The organism is Streptomyces sp. NPDC086777, from assembly GCF_040702065.1.
In the GTDB taxonomy this organism is placed as follows: Bacteria; Actinomycetota; Actinomycetes; order Streptomycetales; family Streptomycetaceae; genus Streptomyces.
Window position 1 is genome coordinate 153,644 of record NZ_JBFBJI010000022.1, and the last position, 18,413, is coordinate 172,056.

Annotated in this window: 17 protein-coding genes; 13 read left to right on the forward strand and 4 right to left on the reverse strand. The window is 71.9% G+C overall.

Annotated features, from left to right (window positions below; all coding sequences use genetic code 11):
* Positions 1-553: 553 nt before the first annotated feature.
* From AB0472_RS28750 to AB0472_RS28795, 10 genes are all read left to right on the forward strand, one after another.
* Positions 554-1,192, forward strand: coding sequence for a transposase (locus AB0472_RS28750; protein WP_366360431.1), 639 nt, complete (start codon positions 554-556; stop codon positions 1,190-1,192).
* Positions 1,177-1,587: an IS110 family transposase gene (locus AB0472_RS28755; RefSeq protein WP_366360433.1), complete on the forward strand. Its 411-nt coding sequence runs from the start codon at positions 1,177-1,179 to the stop codon at positions 1,585-1,587. Before AB0472_RS28750 ends, AB0472_RS28755 begins: the two co-directional genes overlap by 16 nt.
* 32 nt (positions 1,588-1,619) lie before the next feature.
* Positions 1,620-2,939: a 4-carboxymuconolactone decarboxylase gene (gene pcaC, locus AB0472_RS28760; RefSeq protein ID WP_366360435.1), complete on the forward strand. Its 1,320-nt coding sequence runs from the start codon at positions 1,620-1,622 to the stop codon at positions 2,937-2,939.
* Positions 2,940-2,958: 19 nt separating this feature from the next.
* Positions 2,959-3,594, forward strand: coding sequence for an MBL fold metallo-hydrolase (locus tag AB0472_RS28765; RefSeq protein ID WP_093507919.1), 636 nt, complete (start codon positions 2,959-2,961; stop codon positions 3,592-3,594).
* An 84-nt stretch (positions 3,595-3,678) separates the two neighbouring features.
* Positions 3,679-4,458 (forward strand): exodeoxyribonuclease III, encoded by a 780-nt coding sequence (locus tag AB0472_RS28770; RefSeq protein WP_366360437.1) that lies wholly within the window; start codon positions 3,679-3,681, stop codon positions 4,456-4,458.
* Positions 4,459-4,474: 16 nt separating this feature from the next.
* Positions 4,475-4,882 (forward strand): DUF6278 family protein, encoded by a 408-nt coding sequence (locus AB0472_RS28775; RefSeq protein ID WP_366360439.1) that lies wholly within the window; start codon positions 4,475-4,477, stop codon positions 4,880-4,882.
* A 190-nt stretch (positions 4,883-5,072) separates the two neighbouring features.
* Positions 5,073-5,816, forward strand: a complete 744-nt coding sequence (locus AB0472_RS28780) for an amino acid ABC transporter ATP-binding protein (protein ID WP_366360441.1) — start codon at positions 5,073-5,075, stop codon at positions 5,814-5,816.
* Positions 5,817-5,832: 16 nt separating this feature from the next.
* Positions 5,833-6,768 (forward strand): glutamate ABC transporter substrate-binding protein, encoded by a 936-nt coding sequence (locus AB0472_RS28785; protein ID WP_366360443.1) that lies wholly within the window; start codon positions 5,833-5,835, stop codon positions 6,766-6,768.
* 11 nt (positions 6,769-6,779) lie between these two features.
* Positions 6,780-7,424, forward strand: a complete 645-nt coding sequence (locus AB0472_RS28790) for an amino acid ABC transporter permease (protein WP_366360445.1) — start codon at positions 6,780-6,782, stop codon at positions 7,422-7,424.
* Positions 7,421-8,269 (forward strand): amino acid ABC transporter permease, encoded by an 849-nt coding sequence (locus AB0472_RS28795; protein WP_366360447.1) that lies wholly within the window; start codon positions 7,421-7,423, stop codon positions 8,267-8,269. Before AB0472_RS28790 ends, AB0472_RS28795 begins: the two co-directional genes overlap by 4 nt.
* A gap of 44 nt (positions 8,270-8,313) precedes the next feature.
* Here the strand turns inward: AB0472_RS28795 and AB0472_RS28800 are convergent, their stop codons facing one another.
* Both AB0472_RS28800 and AB0472_RS28805 read right to left on the reverse strand, forming a co-directional pair.
* Entirely contained in the window at positions 8,314-9,882 is a 1,569-nt protein-coding gene (locus AB0472_RS28800; RefSeq protein ID WP_366360449.1) for an alpha/beta fold hydrolase, read from the reverse strand.
* Positions 9,883-9,998: 116 nt separating this feature from the next.
* Entirely contained in the window at positions 9,999-10,763 is a 765-nt protein-coding gene (locus AB0472_RS28805; protein ID WP_366360451.1) for a hypothetical protein, read from the reverse strand.
* 143 nt (positions 10,764-10,906) lie between these two features.
* On the opposite strand from AB0472_RS28805, the gene ggt reads away from it, so the two are divergent.
* Positions 10,907-12,700 carry a gamma-glutamyltransferase gene (ggt, locus tag AB0472_RS28810; protein ID WP_366360452.1) on the forward strand — a complete coding sequence of 598 codons (1,794 nt, stop codon included), beginning with the start codon at positions 10,907-10,909 and terminating at the stop codon, positions 12,698-12,700.
* A gap of 72 nt (positions 12,701-12,772) precedes the next feature.
* Here ggt and AB0472_RS28815 read toward each other — a convergent pair whose 3' ends face one another.
* Positions 12,773-15,322 (reverse strand): ATP-dependent Clp protease ATP-binding subunit, encoded by a 2,550-nt coding sequence (locus AB0472_RS28815; RefSeq protein WP_366360453.1) that lies wholly within the window; start codon positions 15,320-15,322, stop codon positions 12,773-12,775.
* Between the two features lie 261 nt (positions 15,323-15,583).
* The gene (gene map / locus AB0472_RS28820; protein ID WP_366360454.1) at positions 15,584-16,363 is read right to left on the reverse strand and encodes a type I methionyl aminopeptidase; all 780 of its coding nucleotides are present in this window, start codon (positions 16,361-16,363) and stop codon (positions 15,584-15,586) included.
* Positions 16,364-16,420: 57 nt separating this feature from the next.
* Here map and AB0472_RS28825 point away from each other — a divergent pair, with 57 nt between their 5' ends.
* Positions 16,421-16,672, forward strand: a complete 252-nt coding sequence (locus AB0472_RS28825) for a helix-turn-helix transcriptional regulator (RefSeq protein ID WP_351707725.1) — start codon at positions 16,421-16,423, stop codon at positions 16,670-16,672.
* Positions 16,673-16,824: 152 nt separating this feature from the next.
* Positions 16,825-18,153 carry a hypothetical protein gene (locus AB0472_RS28830; protein ID WP_366360456.1) on the forward strand — a complete coding sequence of 443 codons (1,329 nt, stop codon included), beginning with the start codon at positions 16,825-16,827 and terminating at the stop codon, positions 18,151-18,153.
* Positions 18,154-18,413: the final 260 nt, after the last annotated feature.

An 18,413-nucleotide genomic window follows, 5' to 3' on the forward strand; every position in this document is an offset into this window, starting at 1 on the left:
GCTTGGCTTCCGCCCGGCGGCCGGAGTTTCCTGCGCTCTGGTGGACTGGGGTCGTGGACCGGCGGCCTGGGTCTTCCGCGGGCGTGATCCGCGGGGAGGGTACGTGCCGTGCGCCAGGTAGTGCCGACCGGCGCTTGTCAGGGCGACGCTCCACTGCCCGGCCTTCCGGGAGACCGTCACCAGGCCACGGTTGTGCAGTGCCTGACAGGTGGTCTTGTAGGAGCTGGTGTTCCATACGCCTGCAGGGCACCCGGCTCCCACCCACTGCAACACCGACAGCTGCCGCTCATTGACCCGCCGTTCCAATGGTCCGCCTTCGACTCGAAGTGACGCACGACGGCGGCATGGTGCCAGTTCCGGTGTTGGTCTCGGGCTGATGGACGTGTCTCGATAGGGGCTTGCCGAAAAGGCGTCATCACGATTCTGACCGTCCGCACGGCCCGCTACCGGCTGCGCGATAAGCCGTCGGGTCTGAAAGGGAACGAGCATGACCGGCACGTCCACCGCTTCGCGTCCTCGTCGGCGTCGGCCGGCGAGGGAGGTGGTCCTGGGAGTGGACACGCACCGGGATGCCCACGTGGCCGCCGTGCTCTCCCTGGTGGGGGAGGTGATCGGCACCGAGGAGTTCCCGGCCAGCGCAGCCGGCTACCGCAACCTGCTGGGGTGGGCCAGGGCGTCGAGTACGGTGCGGCGGGCCGGAGTGGAAGGGACCGGTTCCTTCGGGGCGGCCCTGTCCCGTTACCTGCTGGCCCAGGGCGTGGACGTCTTCGATGTGAACCGGTTCGACCGGGCCGACCGCCGTCGGCGCGGCAAGTCCGACCCGCTCGACGCTGAGAACGCGGCCCGGGCGGTGCTGAGCGGGCGGGCGCGTGCCCAGGCCAAGGCGGGCGATGGGCCGGTGGAGATCGCCCGGATGTACAAGCTGGCCAAGGACTCGGCGGTCAAGGCCCGCACCCAGGCGATCAACCAGCTCAAGGCCGTCCTCATCCGTGCCGATCCGCAGCTGAGGGAGGAACTTGCCGGGATGGGCAACGCAGAACTCTTCCGCACCTGCGCAGGGCTCGTCGACGACAGCCTGAACCATGAGACCGGCGGGGAGCGGTGCTCCACGCCACCCACGTCACCCTGGGTCTCCTGGGCCGGTGCATCAGGCAGCTCAGCGACGAGGTCCAGGACTTGGAAGGCCGCCTGACCCGGCTGGTGGAGCGCCACGCTCCGCAGCTGCTCACGGTGGTGGGCATCGGTCCGGACACGGCCGTCACTTTGCTGATCACGATCGGGGACAACCCGGAACGCCCGGGCAGTGAGGCGTCGTTCGCGGCGCTGTGCTGGGTCAGCCCGGTCGAGCGTTCCTCGGGCAGCCGGCAGTACCGTCGCCTCGACCGCGGCGGCGACCGCCAAGCGAACGCGGCCCTGCACCGGATCGTGCAGACCCGCCTGCGCGTCGACCCGCGCACCCAGGACTATTGCGAACGCCGCAGCAAGGAGGGCAAGACCCGACGCGAGATGGTCCGAAGCCTCAAGCGCTACGCGGCCCGGGAGGTCTTCCACCTGGTCGGACCTGTGCAGTCGCAACCCCCGTCATAGGGGCCGTCGTGAGACGTGAGAGGGTCTGGGGCGTGAGTGAGACACCACCGAACACCCTGCAATACCGGTTTGACGGGCCAGAAGACGCTCCGGTCCTGATCCTGGGTCCCTCACTGGGTACCACATGGCACATGTGGGACCGGCAGATCCCCGAGCTGGTCCAGCAGTGGCGGGTCTTCCGCTACGACCTGCCCGGGCACGGCGGCGCCCCGGCGTACCCGGCCGGTTCCGTGGCCGAGCTGACCGCCCGGCTGCTGGCCACGCTGGACTCCTTCGGTGTGCAGCGCTTCGGCTACGCGGGCTGCGCGCTGGGCGGGGCGGTCGGCGTCGAGCTGGCGCTGCGGCACCCGGAGCGGATCGCCTCGCTGGCGCTGGTCGCCACCTCGCCCCGGTTCGGGACGCCCGACGAGTTCCGGCAGCGCGGCGTGATCGTACGGACGAACGGCCTCGACCCGATCGCCCGGACCTCCCCCGAACGCTGGTTCACCAGCGGGTTCGCCGCCGCCCAGCCCGCGATCACCGAGTGGGCCGTCCAGATGGTCCGCACCACCGACCCCGGCTGCTACATCGCCGCCTGCGAGGCGCTGGCCGGCTTCGACGTGCGCCACGAGCTCGCCCGCGTCGGCGTGCCGACCCTCGTCCTGGTCGGCTCCGACGACCAGATCACCGGCCCCGCCGAGGCCCGCACCCTGGTCGCCGGGATCCCGGACGCCCGGCTCGCGGTCGTACCCGGCGCCTCCCACCTGGTCCCGGTCGAGCAGCCCGCCGCCGTCACCGACCTGCTGGTGCGGCACTTCTCCACCGCCTGGCAGCCCGCCTACGACTCGACCACCGGCCAGATCGCCATCCCGGCCGCGCCGGTCAAGCCGGTGCTGCCCGCCGCGCCGCAGGCCGTTCCGCAGGTCGCGCCCCAGGTCGCGCCCATCGCCGAGATCGCTCCGGCCGTCGTGGCGCCGCAGCCGTTCGGGCGGCCCGACCCCTACGACGCGGGGCTGAAGGTCCGCCGGGAGGTGCTCGGGGACGCGCACGTGGACCGGGCGCTGGCGCAGGCCGACGAGTTCTCCGGGGACTTCCAGGAGTTCGTCACCCGCTACGCATGGGGCGAGATCTGGGACCGGCCGGGCCTCGACCGGCGCTCGCGCAGCTGCGTCACGCTCACCGCGCTGGTCGCGGGCGGCCATCTGGAGGAACTGGGCTTCCACGTCCGGGCCGCCCTGCGCAACGGCCTCACCCCGGCCGAGATCAAGGAAGTGCTGCTCCAGGCGGCGGTGTACTGCGGGGTGCCGGCCGCGAACAGCGCGTTCCGGGTCGCCCAGCAGGTCATCCGCGAGGAGACCACCCCCGAGGGCTGAGCGGGGCAGGATGGTGACCATGAAGCTCACCAAGAAGTCCCATGCGTGCGTGCGCCTGGAGAAGGACGGGCGCACCCTCGTCCTCGACCCCGGCGGTTTCAGCGAGCAGGACGCGGCCGTCGGCGCCGAGGCGATCCTGATCACCCACGAGCACGCCGACCACTTCGACGAGGGCCGGCTGCGGGCGGCCCTGGACGCGAACCCCGGCGCCGAGATCTGGACCCTGAAGTCCGTAGCCGACCAGCTCGCGGCGGCCTTCCCGGGCCGGGTGCACACCGTCGGCCACGGCGACACCTTCACCGCCGCCGGCTTCGACGTCCAGGTGCACGGCGAGCTGCACGCGGTGATCCACCCGGACATCCCGCGCATCACCAACGTCGGCTACCTGATCGACGGCGGCCGGGTCTTCCACCCGGGCGACGCCCTCACCGTCCCCGGCCACCCCGTGGAGACGCTGATGCTCCCCGTGATGGCGCCCTGGAACAAGATCTCCGAGGTCATCGACTACGTCCGCGAGGTGAAGCCGCAGCGCGCCTACGACATCCACGACGCGCTGCTCACCGACCTCGCCCGGCCGATCTACGACCGCCAGATCGGCGCCCTGGGCGGCGCGGACCACCAGCGGCTGGCACCGGGGGCCTCGGCGGACGTCTGAGGACGCAGGGGACGCAGGGCCGGAGGTTCGGGGCCGGACCCGTCCGAGGGCCGGTTGTCAGAGGCGCCCGGTAGGTTGTGGAGCATGCGCATCGCGACCTGGAACGTGAACTCGATCACCGCCCGCCTGCCGAGGCTCCTCGCCTGGCTGGAGAGCAGCGGCACCGACGTGCTCTGCCTCCAGGAGGCCAAGGTCGCCGAGGCGCAGTTCCCGTTCGAGCAGCTGCGCGAGCTGGGCTACGAGGCGGCGGTCCACGCGACCGGCCGGTGGAACGGCGTGGCGGTGCTGTCGAAGGCCGGCCTGGAGGACGTGGTCAAGGGCCTGCCCGGCGACCCGGGCTACGACGGCGCGCCCGAGCCCCGCGCGATCTCGGCGACCTGCGGGCCGGTCCGGGTCTGGTCGGTGTACGTGCCCAACGGGCGCGAGGTCGGCCACCCGCACTACGCCTACAAGCTCCAGTGGTTCGAGGCGCTGAAGGCCGCCGTCGCCGGGGACGCGGGCGGCAGCCGCCCCTTCGCGGTGCTCGGCGACTACAACGTGGCGCCGACGGACGACGACGTCTTCGACGTGGCCGCCTTCGAGGGCCTCACCCACGTCACCCCGGCCGAGCGCGCCGCCCTCACCGCCCTGCGCGAGACCGGCCTGACCGACGTCGTCCCGCGCCCGCTGAAGTACGACCGCCCCTACACCTACTGGGACTACCGCCAGCTCGCCTTCCCCAAGAACCGCGGCATGCGCATCGACCTGGTCTACGGCAACGAGGCCTTCGGCAAAGCCGTGAAGGACGCCTACGTCGACCGGGAGGAGCGCAAGGGCAAGGGCGCTTCCGATCATGCCCCGGTGGTGGTGGACCTCGAGGTCTGAGTGTCAACCTGGGACCATGAACATCCCCTTCCTGGGCAACAGGCACGGCAACACCGGTGACGTCCCGCACCACGCCGACCCCGATCTGCTCGCCGAGTGCGAGCTCCTGCGCGCCCAGGCGGCCGAGGAGGGTGTCGCCCTCGACGACACCCCGGCCTCGCTGGAGGCCCTCGACCAGTTGCTCCCGCGCTGGCGGGACGACGAGGAGACCCTGACCTGGCTCGGCACCGACGCCGGCCTGTACCTGGGCACCGTCCTGACCCGGACCGTGACCGGCGCGGAGTGGGAGATCCGCGCGGACGGCGAGCCGGTCGTACGGCTGTCGTCCGGGCGGGAGTTCGAGGTCGTCGAGGCCGGTCACGACTGGGCCGCGAGCGGGGTCCCCGAACTCTCCCAGCTCTACGCGGAGGTCGCCGAGGCCTGACCGGCGGCGAACCCGTCGCCAAGGACGCCGGGGCCCGCAGGGGCGCGCAGTGGCGTGCAGGGCGCGGGGCGGCAATAAAGACGGCATAAATACGGCTAATGCCCGAAAAGTGCGTGTCGTGCCTCCAGTCCATCCCGGGCTGGATAGTTTGCGGCAACCACGACACAGCTGAGAGCGGGTAGGGCTGCGGATGGCCGTCGATCCTCTGATCGAACTGCGGGACGTCAACAAGTACTACGGCGAGCTCCATGTCCTCCAGGACATCGATCTCACCGTCGGCAAGGGGGAAGTGGTCGTCGTCATCGGCCCCTCGGGGTCGGGGAAGTCGACGCTGTGCCGGACGATCAACCGCCTGGAGACCATCGAGTCCGGGACCATCACGCTCGACGGCCGGCCGCTGCCCCAGGAGGGCAAGGCCCTCGCGGAGCTCCGCGCCGAGGTCGGCATGGTCTTCCAGTCCTTCAACCTGTTCGCGCACAGAACGGTCCTGCAGAACGTCTCCCTCGCCCCGATCAAGGTCCGCGGGCGCCGGCGGGAACAGGCCGACCGGCGCTCGCGTGAACTCCTCGATCGCGTCGGCCTGTCCGCGCACACCGGGAAGTACCCCGCACAGCTCTCCGGCGGCCAGCAGCAGCGCGTCGCCATCGCCCGCGCCCTCGCCATGGAACCCAAGGCACTCCTCTTCGACGAACCGACCTCCGCCCTCGACCCCGAGATGATCAACGAGGTCCTGGAGGTCATGCGGCAGCTCGCCCGGGACGGCATGACCATGGTCGTCGTCACCCACGAGATGGGCTTCGCCCGTTCCGCCGCCCACCGGGTCGTCTTCATGGCCGACGGCCGCATCGTCGAGGACCGCACCCCGGAGGAGTTCTTCACCGCCCCGCGCAGCGAGCGTGCCAGGGACTTCCTGTCCAAGATCCTCAAGCACTGAGCGGGGAGTCCCACCCATGGTCCGTACCCCCCGTGTGCCCGCGGCCCCGGCCCTGTTCACCGTGCTGGTCTGCGGCGCCGGTGCGGCGTTCGGCGTCGCCGGCTGCGGCAAGGAGGGCAGCCCGCCGCGGAAGGGCCCCGCGCCCGGCACGCTTCCCCACTACCGGGTCGCGCAGGGCTTCCGGCTGCCGGCCTCCCCGACCTGGACCCGGGCGAAGAAGCGCGGTCACCTCGTCGTCGGCGCCAAGGAGGACCAGCCCTACCTCGGCGAGCGGGACCCGGCCACCGGCGTCTACTCGGGCTTCGACATCGAGATCGCCAGGATGATCTCCGCCTCCCTCGGCCTCGCCCCGAAGACGATCCGCTTCCGCACCATCGCCTCCGCCAACCGCGAGACCGCCCTGCAGAACGGCCAGATCGACTACTACGTCGGCACCTACACCGTCAACGACAACCGCAAGAGGCTGGTCGGCTTCGCCGGCCCGTACTACCTGGCGGGTCAGTCCCTCCTCGTCCGCCACGACGAGAACGGCATCCACGGGCCCCAGGACCTCGCCGGCAAGCGCGTCTGCTCCGCGGCCGGCTCCACGCCGTACCAGCGGATCAGGGCCGACCACCCGAAAGCGGTCCTCGTCGCCTACGACAGCTACTCCGTCTGCGTCGACAACCTGCTCACCTACCAGGTCGACGCCGTCACCACCGACGACGCCATCCTCATCGGCTACGCGGCGAAGGCGCCCGGCGAACTCAAGGTCGTCGGCAGGCCCTTCTCGAAGGAGCCGTACGGCATCGGCGTCCCCCGCGGCGACACCGCCCTGCGCTTCGCGATGGACGACGCATTGGAGGCACGTGAGAAGAACGGCGACTGGAAGAAGGCGTACGAGGCGACGCTCGGCCTGTCCGGCGTACCCGCCCCGGCACCGCCCCCGATCGACCGCTATCCGGCGAGCTGAGCGAGGACGGCATGAACGTACTGACCGACAACTTCCGTACGTACGCCGAGGGTTTCCTCGGCACGCTCGAACTGACCGGCTGGTCCTCGGCCCTGGCCCTGCTCCTCGGCTTCGTCATGGCGTCCTTCCGGGTCGCGCCCGTCGGCTCCCTGCGGGCCTTCGGCACGGCCTGGGTCACCGTGCTCCGCAACACCCCGCTCACACTGCTGTTCTTCGCGGTGCTGCTCGGCCTGCCCCGGTTCGGACTGGTGCTGCCCTTCCAGGTGTTCGCGGTCCTCGCCCTCGGCTGTTACACCTCCGCGTTCATCTGCGAGGTGTTGCGCTCCGGCATCAACACCGTGCCCCGGGGGCAGGGCGAGGCGGCCCGCAGCCTCGGCATGACCTTCGGGCAGACCCTCCGGCTGGTGATCCTGCCCCAGGCGTTCCGGTCGGTGATCCCGCCGGTCGGCTCCACCCTCATCGCGCTGGCCAAGAACTCCGCGATCGCGGGCGCCTTCAGCGTCACCGAACTCCTCGGCACCTACCGGACGCTGAGCGAACTGGGCTACAACGTCGTCTGGACCTTCGCTTGGATCGCCGCCGGCTACCTGGTCCTCACCCTCGCCATCAGCGCGCTGTTCCACCTGATGGAGCGCGCCTGGGGAGTCGCCCGATGACCGAGGGCACCGCGCTCTACGACATCCCGGGACCCGTCACCAGAAGGCGGCACACGGCATACGGCGTCCTCGCGACCGCCGTCCTCGTGGCCCTGCTCGCCTGGATCCTCCACCTCCTCTTCGCGGCGGGCCAGTTCACGTCCACCAAGTGGATGCCCTTCGCCTACGAGGGGATCCAGCGGCTCCTCCTGCGCGGTCTCGGCAACACCCTCAAGGCCTTCGCGGCGGCGGCCGTCCTCTCCCTGGCGCTGGGCGGACTGCTCGCCACCGGACGGCTCTCCGAGCACCGGCCGGTGCGCCTGCTCGCCACCGTCGTCGTGGAGTTCTTTCGCGCCATGCCGGTCCTGGTCATGATCTTCTTCGTCTTCGTGGCGCTGCGGGTCCAGCCCCTGCCCGCCCTGGTCGCCGGACTCGCCCTCTACAACGGCTCGGTGCTCGCCGAGGTGTTCCGCTCCGGGGTGAACAGCGTCGAACGCGGCCAGGGGGAGGCCGCGTTCGCACTCGGCATGCGCAAGACGCAGGTCATGTCGTACGTCCTGGCGCCCCAGGCCGTCCGGGCCATGCTGCCCGCCGTCATCAGCCAGCTCGTGGTGGCCCTGAAGGACACCTCGCTGGGCTATCTCATCACCTACGAGGAGTTCCTCCATGCCGGGAAACTGATCGCGTCCAACCTCGACTACGATTTGCCCTTCATCCCCGTGGTGATGGTGATCTCGCCGATCTACATCGGGATGTGCATGTTGCTCTCGTGGTTCGCCGGCTGGGTGGCCAGGCGGGAGCGGCACAGTCCCAGGACCGGGGCCGCCGAGGTGGCCCCGGCCGAGCCAGGGACGCTGCTGCCGTAGGGGCAGCAGCCAAAGGGCCAGGCCCGGCCGGCGGCAGCCGGAGATCACTGCTCGCGCAGCGGAACGGACACGTACGACGGGTCGTCCACCGGCGAGGAGAAGGTCAGCTGCGCGCCGGACGGGTTGTGCTCGATGTAGAGCGGGTCCACCGTGTCGATCACCAGCGCGAGCCGGTGCCCGGCGGGCACGTCGTAGGCCGTGGAGAAGAGGTCCAGGTCGACGTCGAATGCCGTGCCCGGAGTCCGGCCGTGCCAGGTGTACGGCGCGTTGGTGACCAGTTTGCCGAGGCCGAGCGGCCCCACGTCGTAGAGGTAGGCGATCAGGGTGCCGCTTTCCGCGGTGGGGGTGAGGGTGGTGTGCAACCGGGCCGTGCCGCGGACCCGTTGCGTGGCCGCGTACCGCTCGGACTGCCAGACGGCGGCCCAGCGCCGGGGGAGCAGCGGGATCGAGGCGACCGGCGGCAGCTGGGCGACCTGGTCGAGGATGCTGGACAGGAAGACGAGCCCGCCGTCCGCGCCCGAGTCGACGTTCGCGTGCACGGTGGCCGTGCCCGCGAGGTCGACCTTCCGCCGGGTGGCGCCCACCGACTTCCAGTCCGCGTAGCCCTCGTAGCCGCCGGTGGAACGGGACTTGAGCTCGACCGGCTGCTCGTGGTCGATCCCGTTGTCCTGGCCCTTGAGGTAGTGGTCGAACCAGCGCTCGGTGTCCGTCCACACGTCGTTGGGCAGTCCGAACAGTCCGGGAAGCTCGGCGGTGGCGTGGTCGCCGGGGCGCAGTTCGAGCCGCTTGGGCCCGGTCAGCCTGCCGTAGAAGTCGGCGATCTGGTTCGGCGGGAAGATCGTGTCGCCCCAGGCGTTGGCGAGCATGATCGCCGCACCGTTCTTGTTGATCCGGTCGACATAGGTCGCGGCGGAACGTTCCTTCCCCCAGTCGATCAGTTCCTGTTCCTTGGACAGGTCGGAGGCGAAGAAGTCCTTGAGGACCTGGCTGGTCTCCGCGCTCGGCCGGCCGGTGACCTGGCCGACGCCGTCGAGCAGGGCGGTCGCCTGCGAGTGCTCGGTACGGCCCGAGTAGATCGAGTCGATCAGGTCGGCCCAGCCGCTCAGCGAGGCGACCGCCCTGATCCGGCTGTCGTGCGCGGCCGCGAGCAGGCTGATGCCGGCGCCGTACGACACACCCGCCATGCCGATGCGCCCCGCGTCGGACGGGGTGTTGGCGAGCGCCCAGTCGATCACCTTCGACGCGTCCGCCACGTCGGGCGGCCCGGCCACTTCTATCCCGCCGCCGGACTGCCAGAACCCCCGGACGTTGTAGGCCACGACGACGTAACCGGAGTCGGCGAGCCGCTGGGCCTGCGCCAGGTATTGGACCTGCGGGAAGCCCCAGCTCGTGGGCATGACGAGCAGCGGGTGGCGGTGCGAGCCGTCGGCGCCCGCGGGCGTGACGACGTTCGCCTTGAGCGTCGTGCCGCCGTCGCCGGTGATGTCGACGAACCGGACGTCGTTCCCGGCGGCCTGGGCGGCGGGGGTGAACCCGAGGACACCTCCGGCGATCAGGGTCGCGGAGACCGCCCCCGCGGCGGTCGTGCGCAGGGCCTTGCGATGGGTTCCCACAGGTCACTCCCCGTCTGTGTCAGAGCAAAGTGACCCGACGGTAACCGCGACCTCCTACGGCAAGTAACCCGTCGGTAAGTTACGTGCGAGTAAAGATTGTTGAACCGCGCGGGCGGTCAGGAGGCGCGGTGCGAGGCGCGGGGCGTCTCGGTCGTGTCGGGCGGCAGCGGGGCCTGGGCGGCACGGCTGACGTCCTCGACGAGTTCGACCACGTCGGGGCCGTACGCCTGGGAGTTGACGACCTTGAGGAGCAGCACGAAGGAGTTCCTGCCGTGCTTGCGGGCGAGCCGCTCGTGGTTGCGGGCGAGGTAGCGGGTGGCCGCCTGGTTGGTGATCGCGCGCTGCCCGCAGAAGAGGAACACCGGCCGGGCGTCCGGGCGCTGGCCGGCGGTGAGGCGGGCCAGCAGCACGTACTCCGTGATGCCCGGGTCGAGGCGGTAGCGCTCGGCGCCGATCTGGAAGGCGCCGCGGTCCGGGCCCGGCTCCGGGTCGATGTTGACGCGGACGCCGGGCAGCATCGCGGACATGTGGGCGAGCATGCGGCGGTTCGACCCGGGACCGCCGACGCAGAACTCGGTCCGCTCACCGAAACCCTGCTGGACGTTGTCCTGGGTGACCATCTGCAGGTTCGCGCCGCAGTCCTTGATGAGCGCGGCCAGCTCCAGGAGCGCGAACACGTCGAAACGGTGCACGGCGGGCTCGGAGGTGGCCGGATCGCGGTTGACGACCAGCAGCGACTCCGAGTTCTCCGGCAGCCCGAAGAAGGCCTGCTTGCGGCGCAGGCTCCGGCGCCACAGGGAGGTGCGGGCCAGCCAGCCGAGCGCCGCGCTGATGCCGGCCGCCACGACGCCGAGGATAATGTTGCGCAGGTCGTCATTCATGGGCGCGCATGCTAGCGGTCACAGGTGGCCGGAACGTACCCGTGTTCGAAGTGTGGCGGTCGTATGACAGTGCCCTGAATGTGGCTGTCGGGGCCGCGGCCCCGCCGATACGCTGCGCGGACGTTCCGGAACTGGAGGTGCGGATGCGTCGCCCTGTCGCGCGGAAACTGACGGTCCTGGCGGTCTCGGCCGCCGTGGTGTCGGTGGGGGCGGCAGCGCCTCCCGCCCCCGGCGCCGCCCCCACCGCGAAGACCCCGGTGGCCGTCGGCTACGGCGGTGCGGTCTCCAGCGTCGACGCCGATGCCACCGCCGCCGGTATCGAGGTGCTCCGCAAGGGCGGCAACGCGGTCGACGCGGCCGTCGCCACCGCCGCCGCCCTCGGCGTCACCGAGCCCTACTCCTCCGGCATCGGAGGCGGCGGCTACTTCGTCTACTACGACGCCAAGTCCCGTACGGTGCACACCATCGACGGCCGCGAGACCGCGCCGCTGACCGCCGACTCCAACCTCTTCGTGGAGAACGGCCAGCCGCTCGCCTTCGCCGACGCCGTCAGCAGCGGGCTGAGCGTCGGCACCCCGGGGACGTCGGCCACCTGGCAGACGGCGCTCAGCCGGTGGGGGACCGAGCGGCTCGGCTCGGTGCTGAAACCGGCCGAGCGGATCGCCCGCAACGGCTTCGTCGTCGACGACACCTTCCAGTCGCAGACCGCCGCGAACGAGACCCGGTTCCGGTACTTCCCGGACACGGCCAGGCTGTTCCTGCCGGGCGGGAAGCTGCCGGTGGTGGGCTCCACCTTCAAGAACCCCGAACTGGCCCGGACCTACGAGGAACTGGGGAAGAAGGGGATCGGAGCCGTCTACAAGGGCGACATCGGCAAGGACATCGTGGCGACGGCCGACAACCCGCCCGTGGACCCCGGTTCGGGATGGAAGGCGCGGGCGGGCAAGCTGTCCACCAAGGACCTCGCCGCCTACCGGGCCAAGCTGCAGGCGCCGACCGAGACCGGATACCGCGGGCTGAAGGTGTACTCGATCGCGCCGTCGTCGTCCGGCGGGACGACGGTCGGGGAGGCCCTCAACATCCTGGAGAACACCGACCTCTCCAAGGCCGGTGAGGTGCAGTACCTGCACCACTTCATCGAGGCGAGCCGGATCTCCTTCGCCGACCGGGGGCGCTGGGCCGGCGACCCCGCGTTCGAGAACGTGCCGACCAAGGGGCTGCTGTCGCAGCGGTACGCCGACGAGCGGGCGAAGCTGATCAGCGACGACGCGGTGCTGACCAGCCCGGTCGCACCGGGCGACCCGAACCACCCCGGGTCGACCGGCACGGCGGCGCCGACCACGTACGAGGGCGAGAACACGACGCACCTCACGGTCGCCGACAAGTGGGGGAACGTCGTCTCCTACACGCTGACCATCGAGCAGACCGGTGGCAGCGCGATGACCGTCCCGGGGCGGGGGTTCCTGCTCAACAACGAGCTGACCGACTTCTCGTTCGCCCCGGCGAACCCCGCGGTGCACGACCCGAACCTGCCCGGGCCGGGGAAGCGGCCGCGGTCCTCCATCTCGCCGACCATCGTGCTGGACAAGGCGAACCGCCCGGTGGTGGCCGTGGGGTCGCCCGGTGGGGCGACCATCATCACGACGGTGCTGCAGGTGCTGACCGAGTTCCTCGACCGGCATCTGCCGTTGGTGGACGCGATCGCCGCGCCTCGGGCGTCCCAGCGGAACGCGGCGAAGACCGAGTTGGAGCCGGCGCTGTACAACGACCCCGTGCTGAGGGGGAAGTTGGAGGCCATCGGGCACTCGTTCAGCCTGAATCCGGAGATCGGTGCGGCTACCGGTGTGCAGCGGCTGCCGGGTGGGAAGTGGCTGGCGGCGGCGGAGACGGTGCGGCGGGGTGGAGGGTCGGCCCAGGTGGTGAGTCCTGCGCCTTAGAGGCCGGTGCGGGTGCGTGGGGCTGGTCGCGCAGTTCCTCCCCCAGCCTTCGGCCGGGGGACCCCAGCGCCCCTAGAGGGGCGCCTTTGCGGGCCGGACCTCCAAGTGACCGTCACGCGCATCGACGGTGACCTCGCTGCCCTCCGCGATCGTGCCGTCCAGGAGCAGCCGGGACAGCTGGTTGTCGACTTCCCGTTGGATGGTGCGGCGCAGTGGGCGGGCCCCGTACTCCGGCTGGTAGCCGTGTTCCGCCAGCCAGTTGACGGCCGTGTCCGTGAAGTGGGCGGTGATGCCCTGGGCGCGCAGCATGCGACGGGTGTGTTCCAGCAGGAGTTCGGTGATCTGGCGCAGCTGGTCGCTCGTGAGCTGGCGGAAGACGACGATCTCGTCGATGCGGTTGAGGAACTCGGGGCGGAAGTGGTCCCGGAGCGGGCGCAGGACCCGCTCGCGGCGGGCCTCCTCCGTCGCCTCCTCGCCGCCGGGGCCGAAGCCGACGCCGGCACCGCGCCGCGTGATCACGTCCGAGCCCAGGTTGCTCGTCATCACGATGACCGTGTTGGTGAAGTCCACCGTGCGGCCCTGCGAGTCGGTCAGGCGGCCGTCGTCCAGGACCTGGAGCAGGATGTTGAAGACGTCCGGGTGCGCCTTCTCCACCTCGTCGAGGAGGAGCAGGGAGTACGGGTGGCGGCGGACGACCTCGGTGAGCTGGCCCGCCTCCTCGTGTCCGACGTAGCCGGGCGGGGCGCCCACCAGGCGGGAGACGGTATGGCGCTCCTGGTACTCGCTCATGTCCAGGCGGACCATCCGGTCCTCGCTGCCGAACAGCACCTCGGCGAGGGCGCGGGCCAGTTCGGTCTTGCCCACGCCGGTCGGACCGAGGAAGAGGAAGCTGCCGATCGGGCGGTTCGGGCTCGCCAGTCCGGCGCGGGATCGCATGACCGCCTCGGAGACGGCGGCGACCGCCTCGTCCTGGCCGATGACCCGCTGGTGCAGATGGGCCTCCAGGCCGAGCAGCCGTTCCTTCTCCTCCTGGGTGAGGCTGCTGACCGGGATGCCGGTCAGGCGTGACACCACCTCGGCGATCGCCTCGGCCGTCACCTCCAGGTTCTGGCCCTCGTCGGCCTCGTCCTCCCCGGACACTTCGCTGATGCGGGTCTTCAGTTCGCCGACCCGGTCCCGGAGCTGGGTGGCGCGCTCGTACTGCTCGTCGGCGACCGCCTGGTCCTTGTCCCGGACGAGCTGCTCGATCTCGCGCTCGATGGCGCGTACATCGGTGCCCTTGGTGCGGGCGCCGAGGCGGACCCGGGCGCCGGCCTGGTCGATCAGGTCGATCGCCTTGTCCGGCAGCCTGCGGTCGGTGAGGTAGCGGTCGGAGAGCTCGACGGCGGCGACCAGGGCCTCGTCGGTGTAGCGGACCTGGTGGTGGGCCTCGTAGCGGTCACGCAGGCCGCGCAGGATCTCGATGGTGTCCGGGACCGTCGGCTCGGGCACCAGGATCGGCTGGAAGCGGCGGGCCAGCGCCGCGTCCTTCTCGATCTTGCGGAACTCCTCCAGGGTGGTCGCGCCCACGATGTGCAGCTCGCCCCGGGCCAGCGCGGGCTTGAGGATGTTGGCCGCGTCCAGCGCGCCGCCCTCGCCGCCGCCCCCGGCGCCGACCACCGTGTGCAACTCGTCGATGAAGACGATCAGCTGGTCGGAGTGCGAGCGGATCTCGCCCACGATGTTGGTGAGCCGCTCCTCGAAGTCGCCCCGGAACCGGGTGCCGGCGACCACGCCGGACAGGTCGAGGGCGACCACCCGGCGTCCGGCGAGCCCGTCCGGCACGTCCGCGTCGGCGATCCGCTGAGCCAGGCCCTCGACGATGGCCGTCTTGCCGACACCGGCGTCGCCGATCAGCACGGGGTTGTTCTTGCCGCGCCGGGAGAGCACCTCGATGGTCTGCTCGATCTCGTCGTCGCGGCCGATCACCGGGTCGATCCGGCCCTCCCCGGCCAGCTCGGTGAGGTCACGGCCGTACTTGTCGAGGTTCGGCGTGCCGCTCGTACGGCGCCGGGTGTCCGGACCGGCGAGTGTGCGGTCGGTCTCGGCGGCGTCCGGCGGCAGGCCGGAGGCGGCGAAACGGGCGGCGTTCAGGATGTGCCCGGCGGCCGAGTCCGGGTTGGCGGCCAGCGCGCCGAGCACGTGCTCGGGGCCGATGTACCCGGCCCCGCCGGCCCGGGCCAGGTCGTGCGCGTCCAGCAGGGCCCGTTTCACGGCCGGGGTGAGGGAGAGCGAGGTGGGCGGGGGAGCCTCGCCGGGCGGGTGCTGGACCGGTCCGGCGCGGCCGTCGATCTCGGTCGCCAGCGAGTCGGGGTCGGCGCCGGACCTGCTCAGCAGGGACCGGGTGGGCTCCGCGGTGAGCGCGGCGCGCAGCAGGTGCTCGGTGTCGAGGTCCCGGCTGCCGTGCTCGGCGGCGTACTGGGCGGCGCCCTTGACCAGCTCCCTGGCCGGCTGGCTCAGCAGTCTGCCGATGTCGATCTGCCGGGGGCCCTGGCGGGCTCCGCCGCCGCCGAAGAAGCGTGCGAGGAACTCTCCGAAAGGATCTTGTCCGAAGTTGTCCGGTCCGGGGTAACCGCTGGTCATGAGCGTTCGTTCCGTTCCGGCGTCCCGGCGCCTGGTGGGACGCGCTCGCTGGTCGACGTGCCGGTCCACGCGGGTGCCCCTGCAGGGGCCCGGTCACACCACCTTCGCACGCCCGCCGGAGGGGGGCACGTCCAGCCGTTCGGGCGACTGGCCGGGCCGTGCCCGCCCCGTGCCGCGCCGTCGCGCCGGGCGGGCCCGGAGCCCGGCCGGCGCTCCCGGCGCGGGTACTGTCACGCGGTCGGCGGCCGCGGCCGACCGCTGTCAGTCCTCCTCGTTCCTGGCCGTGAGAATGCGCGGCCCCGCCTCGGTGATCGCCACCGTGTGCTCCGCGTGCGCCGCCCGGGAGCCGTCGTTCGTCCGCAGCGTCCAGCCGTCGTCGGCGGCGTGGTAGCCGTCCCGGCCACCGCCGATCAGCATGGGCTCGATCGCGAGGACCATGCCGTGCCGGAGCGGGAGGCCGCGGCCGGGGCGGCCCTCGTTCGGCACCCCGGGGTCCTCGTGCATACGGCGGCCGATGCCGTGTCCGCCGAAGTCCTGCGGGATGCCGTAACCGGCGTCCCGGCACACCCGGCCGACCGCGTGCGCGATGTCGCCGATGCGGTTGCCGACGACGGCCGCCGCGATGCCCGCCGCGAGCGCCCGCTCGGCCGTCTCGACGAGCCGTACGTCCGCCGGGCGGGGCCTGCCGACCGTGAAACTGATCGCCGAGTCGCCCGCCCAGCCCTCCAGCACCGCACCGCAGTCGATGGAGACCAGGTCGCCGTCGCGCAGTCGGTAGCCGGTCGGGATGCCGTGCACGATCGCGTCGTTCACGGACGCGCAGATGACGGCGGGGAAGGGGGTGGGCGCGAACGAGGGCCGGTAGCCGAGGAAGGGGGAGGAGGCGCCGGCCTCGCGCAGCACCTCCCGCGCCACCTCGTCCAGTTCGAGCAGGGAGACGCCGATGCGGGCGGCCTCGCGTACGGCGGTCAGGGCCCGCCCGACGACCTGGCCCGACGCGTACATGGCGTCGATCGATGTGTCTGTCTTCAGTTCCACCATGCCAATTAATATACCGGTTTTCTCGACCGGATTAGAATCACGGCTTAGAATGACGGCATGGTGCGCACCCCTCTCACCCCGGAAGAGCGCGAACGCGGCGAGCGGCTCGGCCGGTTGCTGCGCGAGGCGCGCGGCGGGCGGAGCATGACGGAGGTGGCGGCCGCGGCCGGCATCTCGGCCGAGACCCTCCGCAAGATCGAGACCGGGCGGGCACCCACCCCCGCCTTCTTCACCGTGGCCGCGCTGGCCCGTGCGCTGGGCCTCTCGATGGACGACCTGGTGGAGCGCTGCGCCCTGGTCGTCGTGTGACGGGCGCCGGTACGCGACGCGCATCGGTCAAGATCGGGCAATGAGGGCTCCGCGCCGCCGCTGAAAACTCCCCGTAGCAACCCCGTAACACAACTGGTGTTGCCTACGGAGCCGGAGTGTTCCGGTCTGGCGGGAGTTGCGGGAGGTGCGCGATGACTGTGGATCAACTCCCGGGCCGAGTGCGGGAGTTCGCGAACCACCTGAACGGCCTGCTGGCGCGCCTGGACCAGGGCGGCGGCTGGTGCGCCGTCTTCTGGCAGCGCGACCCCGACGGTATGCAGGCCTGCCTGGGCGGGCGCGAGGTGCCGCCCTGGGACGTCGTGGAGGCGCTGCTCCAGGACCTGGCGAGCGTCCACGGCACCGAGGCCGCCGCGCGTGAGGCCGAGCGGGTCCGCCGGCTGCACGCGGACGCGCTCGCCGCGTACGACACCCGGCCGGGCGCCCGCCAGGACCTGAGCGACCGCCTCGACACCACCCTCCGCGAACAGCGCTACGCCGCGGAACGTCTCGCCGAGCTCGGCCGCGCCCTCGACTCCGCGCACTTCCGCGACCAGGCCGAAGCCCTGCGCATCGACCTCGCCTGGGCCCGCGACGACCACGAGCGGGCCTCCGCCCGGTGCGCCGAGCTCCGGGCCCGGATGGCACGGCTGGAAGACCGGGCCGAGCGTGCCGGGCGCCCGCGGGCCGAGCCCCGCACCGCCCCTCCCGAGCCCGCCCCGGCTCCGGCCCCTGCCCCGGCCAAGCAGCGCAAGCGCCGGCGGGGCAGCGCCCGGTTCGCCGGCCTGGCCGAGGACGAGGCCGCACCCACCGCCGTACCGCAGGTCGTACCGCAGGCCCCGGAAGCGTCCGTGCCCGAGGCCGCCGCCGGCCGCCGCACCCCGCGCGGCGCCCGCTTCGCCGGGGCCGTCGAGGCACCGGCGCGGCCGGAGCCGGCACGGCCGCGGTCCGACGAGGAGTCGGAGCGGGTCGTGACCGCGGCCGTGGAGCGGCTCGAACGGCTCCGGGCGGAGGGCCGCACCGGAGAGGCACACGCGCTCCTCGCCGAGGTCGCGCACTGGTCCGCGCCCCGGTTCCCGCTGCTCGCGGACGCCCTGCAGCGGGCCGGACTCGGCGCCGACTGGGCCACGCTGCTCTGGGAGGCGGCCTCGCTGCCGCCCGCCCGGCTCGTCGCGGCCGCCGACGCCCTGACCGCCGCGGGCCGGTCCGACGACAGCCGGCAGATCCTTCGCCAGGGCGTCGCCCGCCCCGCGCCGGAGATCGGCGAGGCCGTCCTCGCCCTGGACACGGAGGGCCGCCACCGCGAGGCCCGGGCCCTGCTGGACACCTACGTCCAGGTCCGCCCCCCGGAGGAGACGGCCCACAGCGCGGAACCCGATCCCCAGCGCCTGGTGCCCCTGCTTCTCCGCTCGGCACAGTCGTTCTCGGACCGCTGCTACTGGGACGTGCTCCACGCCCTGCGAGTGGCTGGCCTCACCACCTGACACACCCGACCCGAAGCACCCCTCCGGGGACGCGGGAAACTGCGCGACCGGCCCCCCACACCCCCAGTCGAGAACGGCGCCTGGCCGCCCAGGTGCTTCCGTCCCTCACCGTCCGACGGACCCGGTCCGAAGCGCCCTTCAGGGGCGCTCGGGGTACCCCCGGCCGACGGCTGGGGGAGGAACTGCGCGACCGGGCGCCACACCCCCGCAGTCGACAACGGCGGCAAGTTGAATCGGCGCTCCCGGGACGGCCCCCGCAT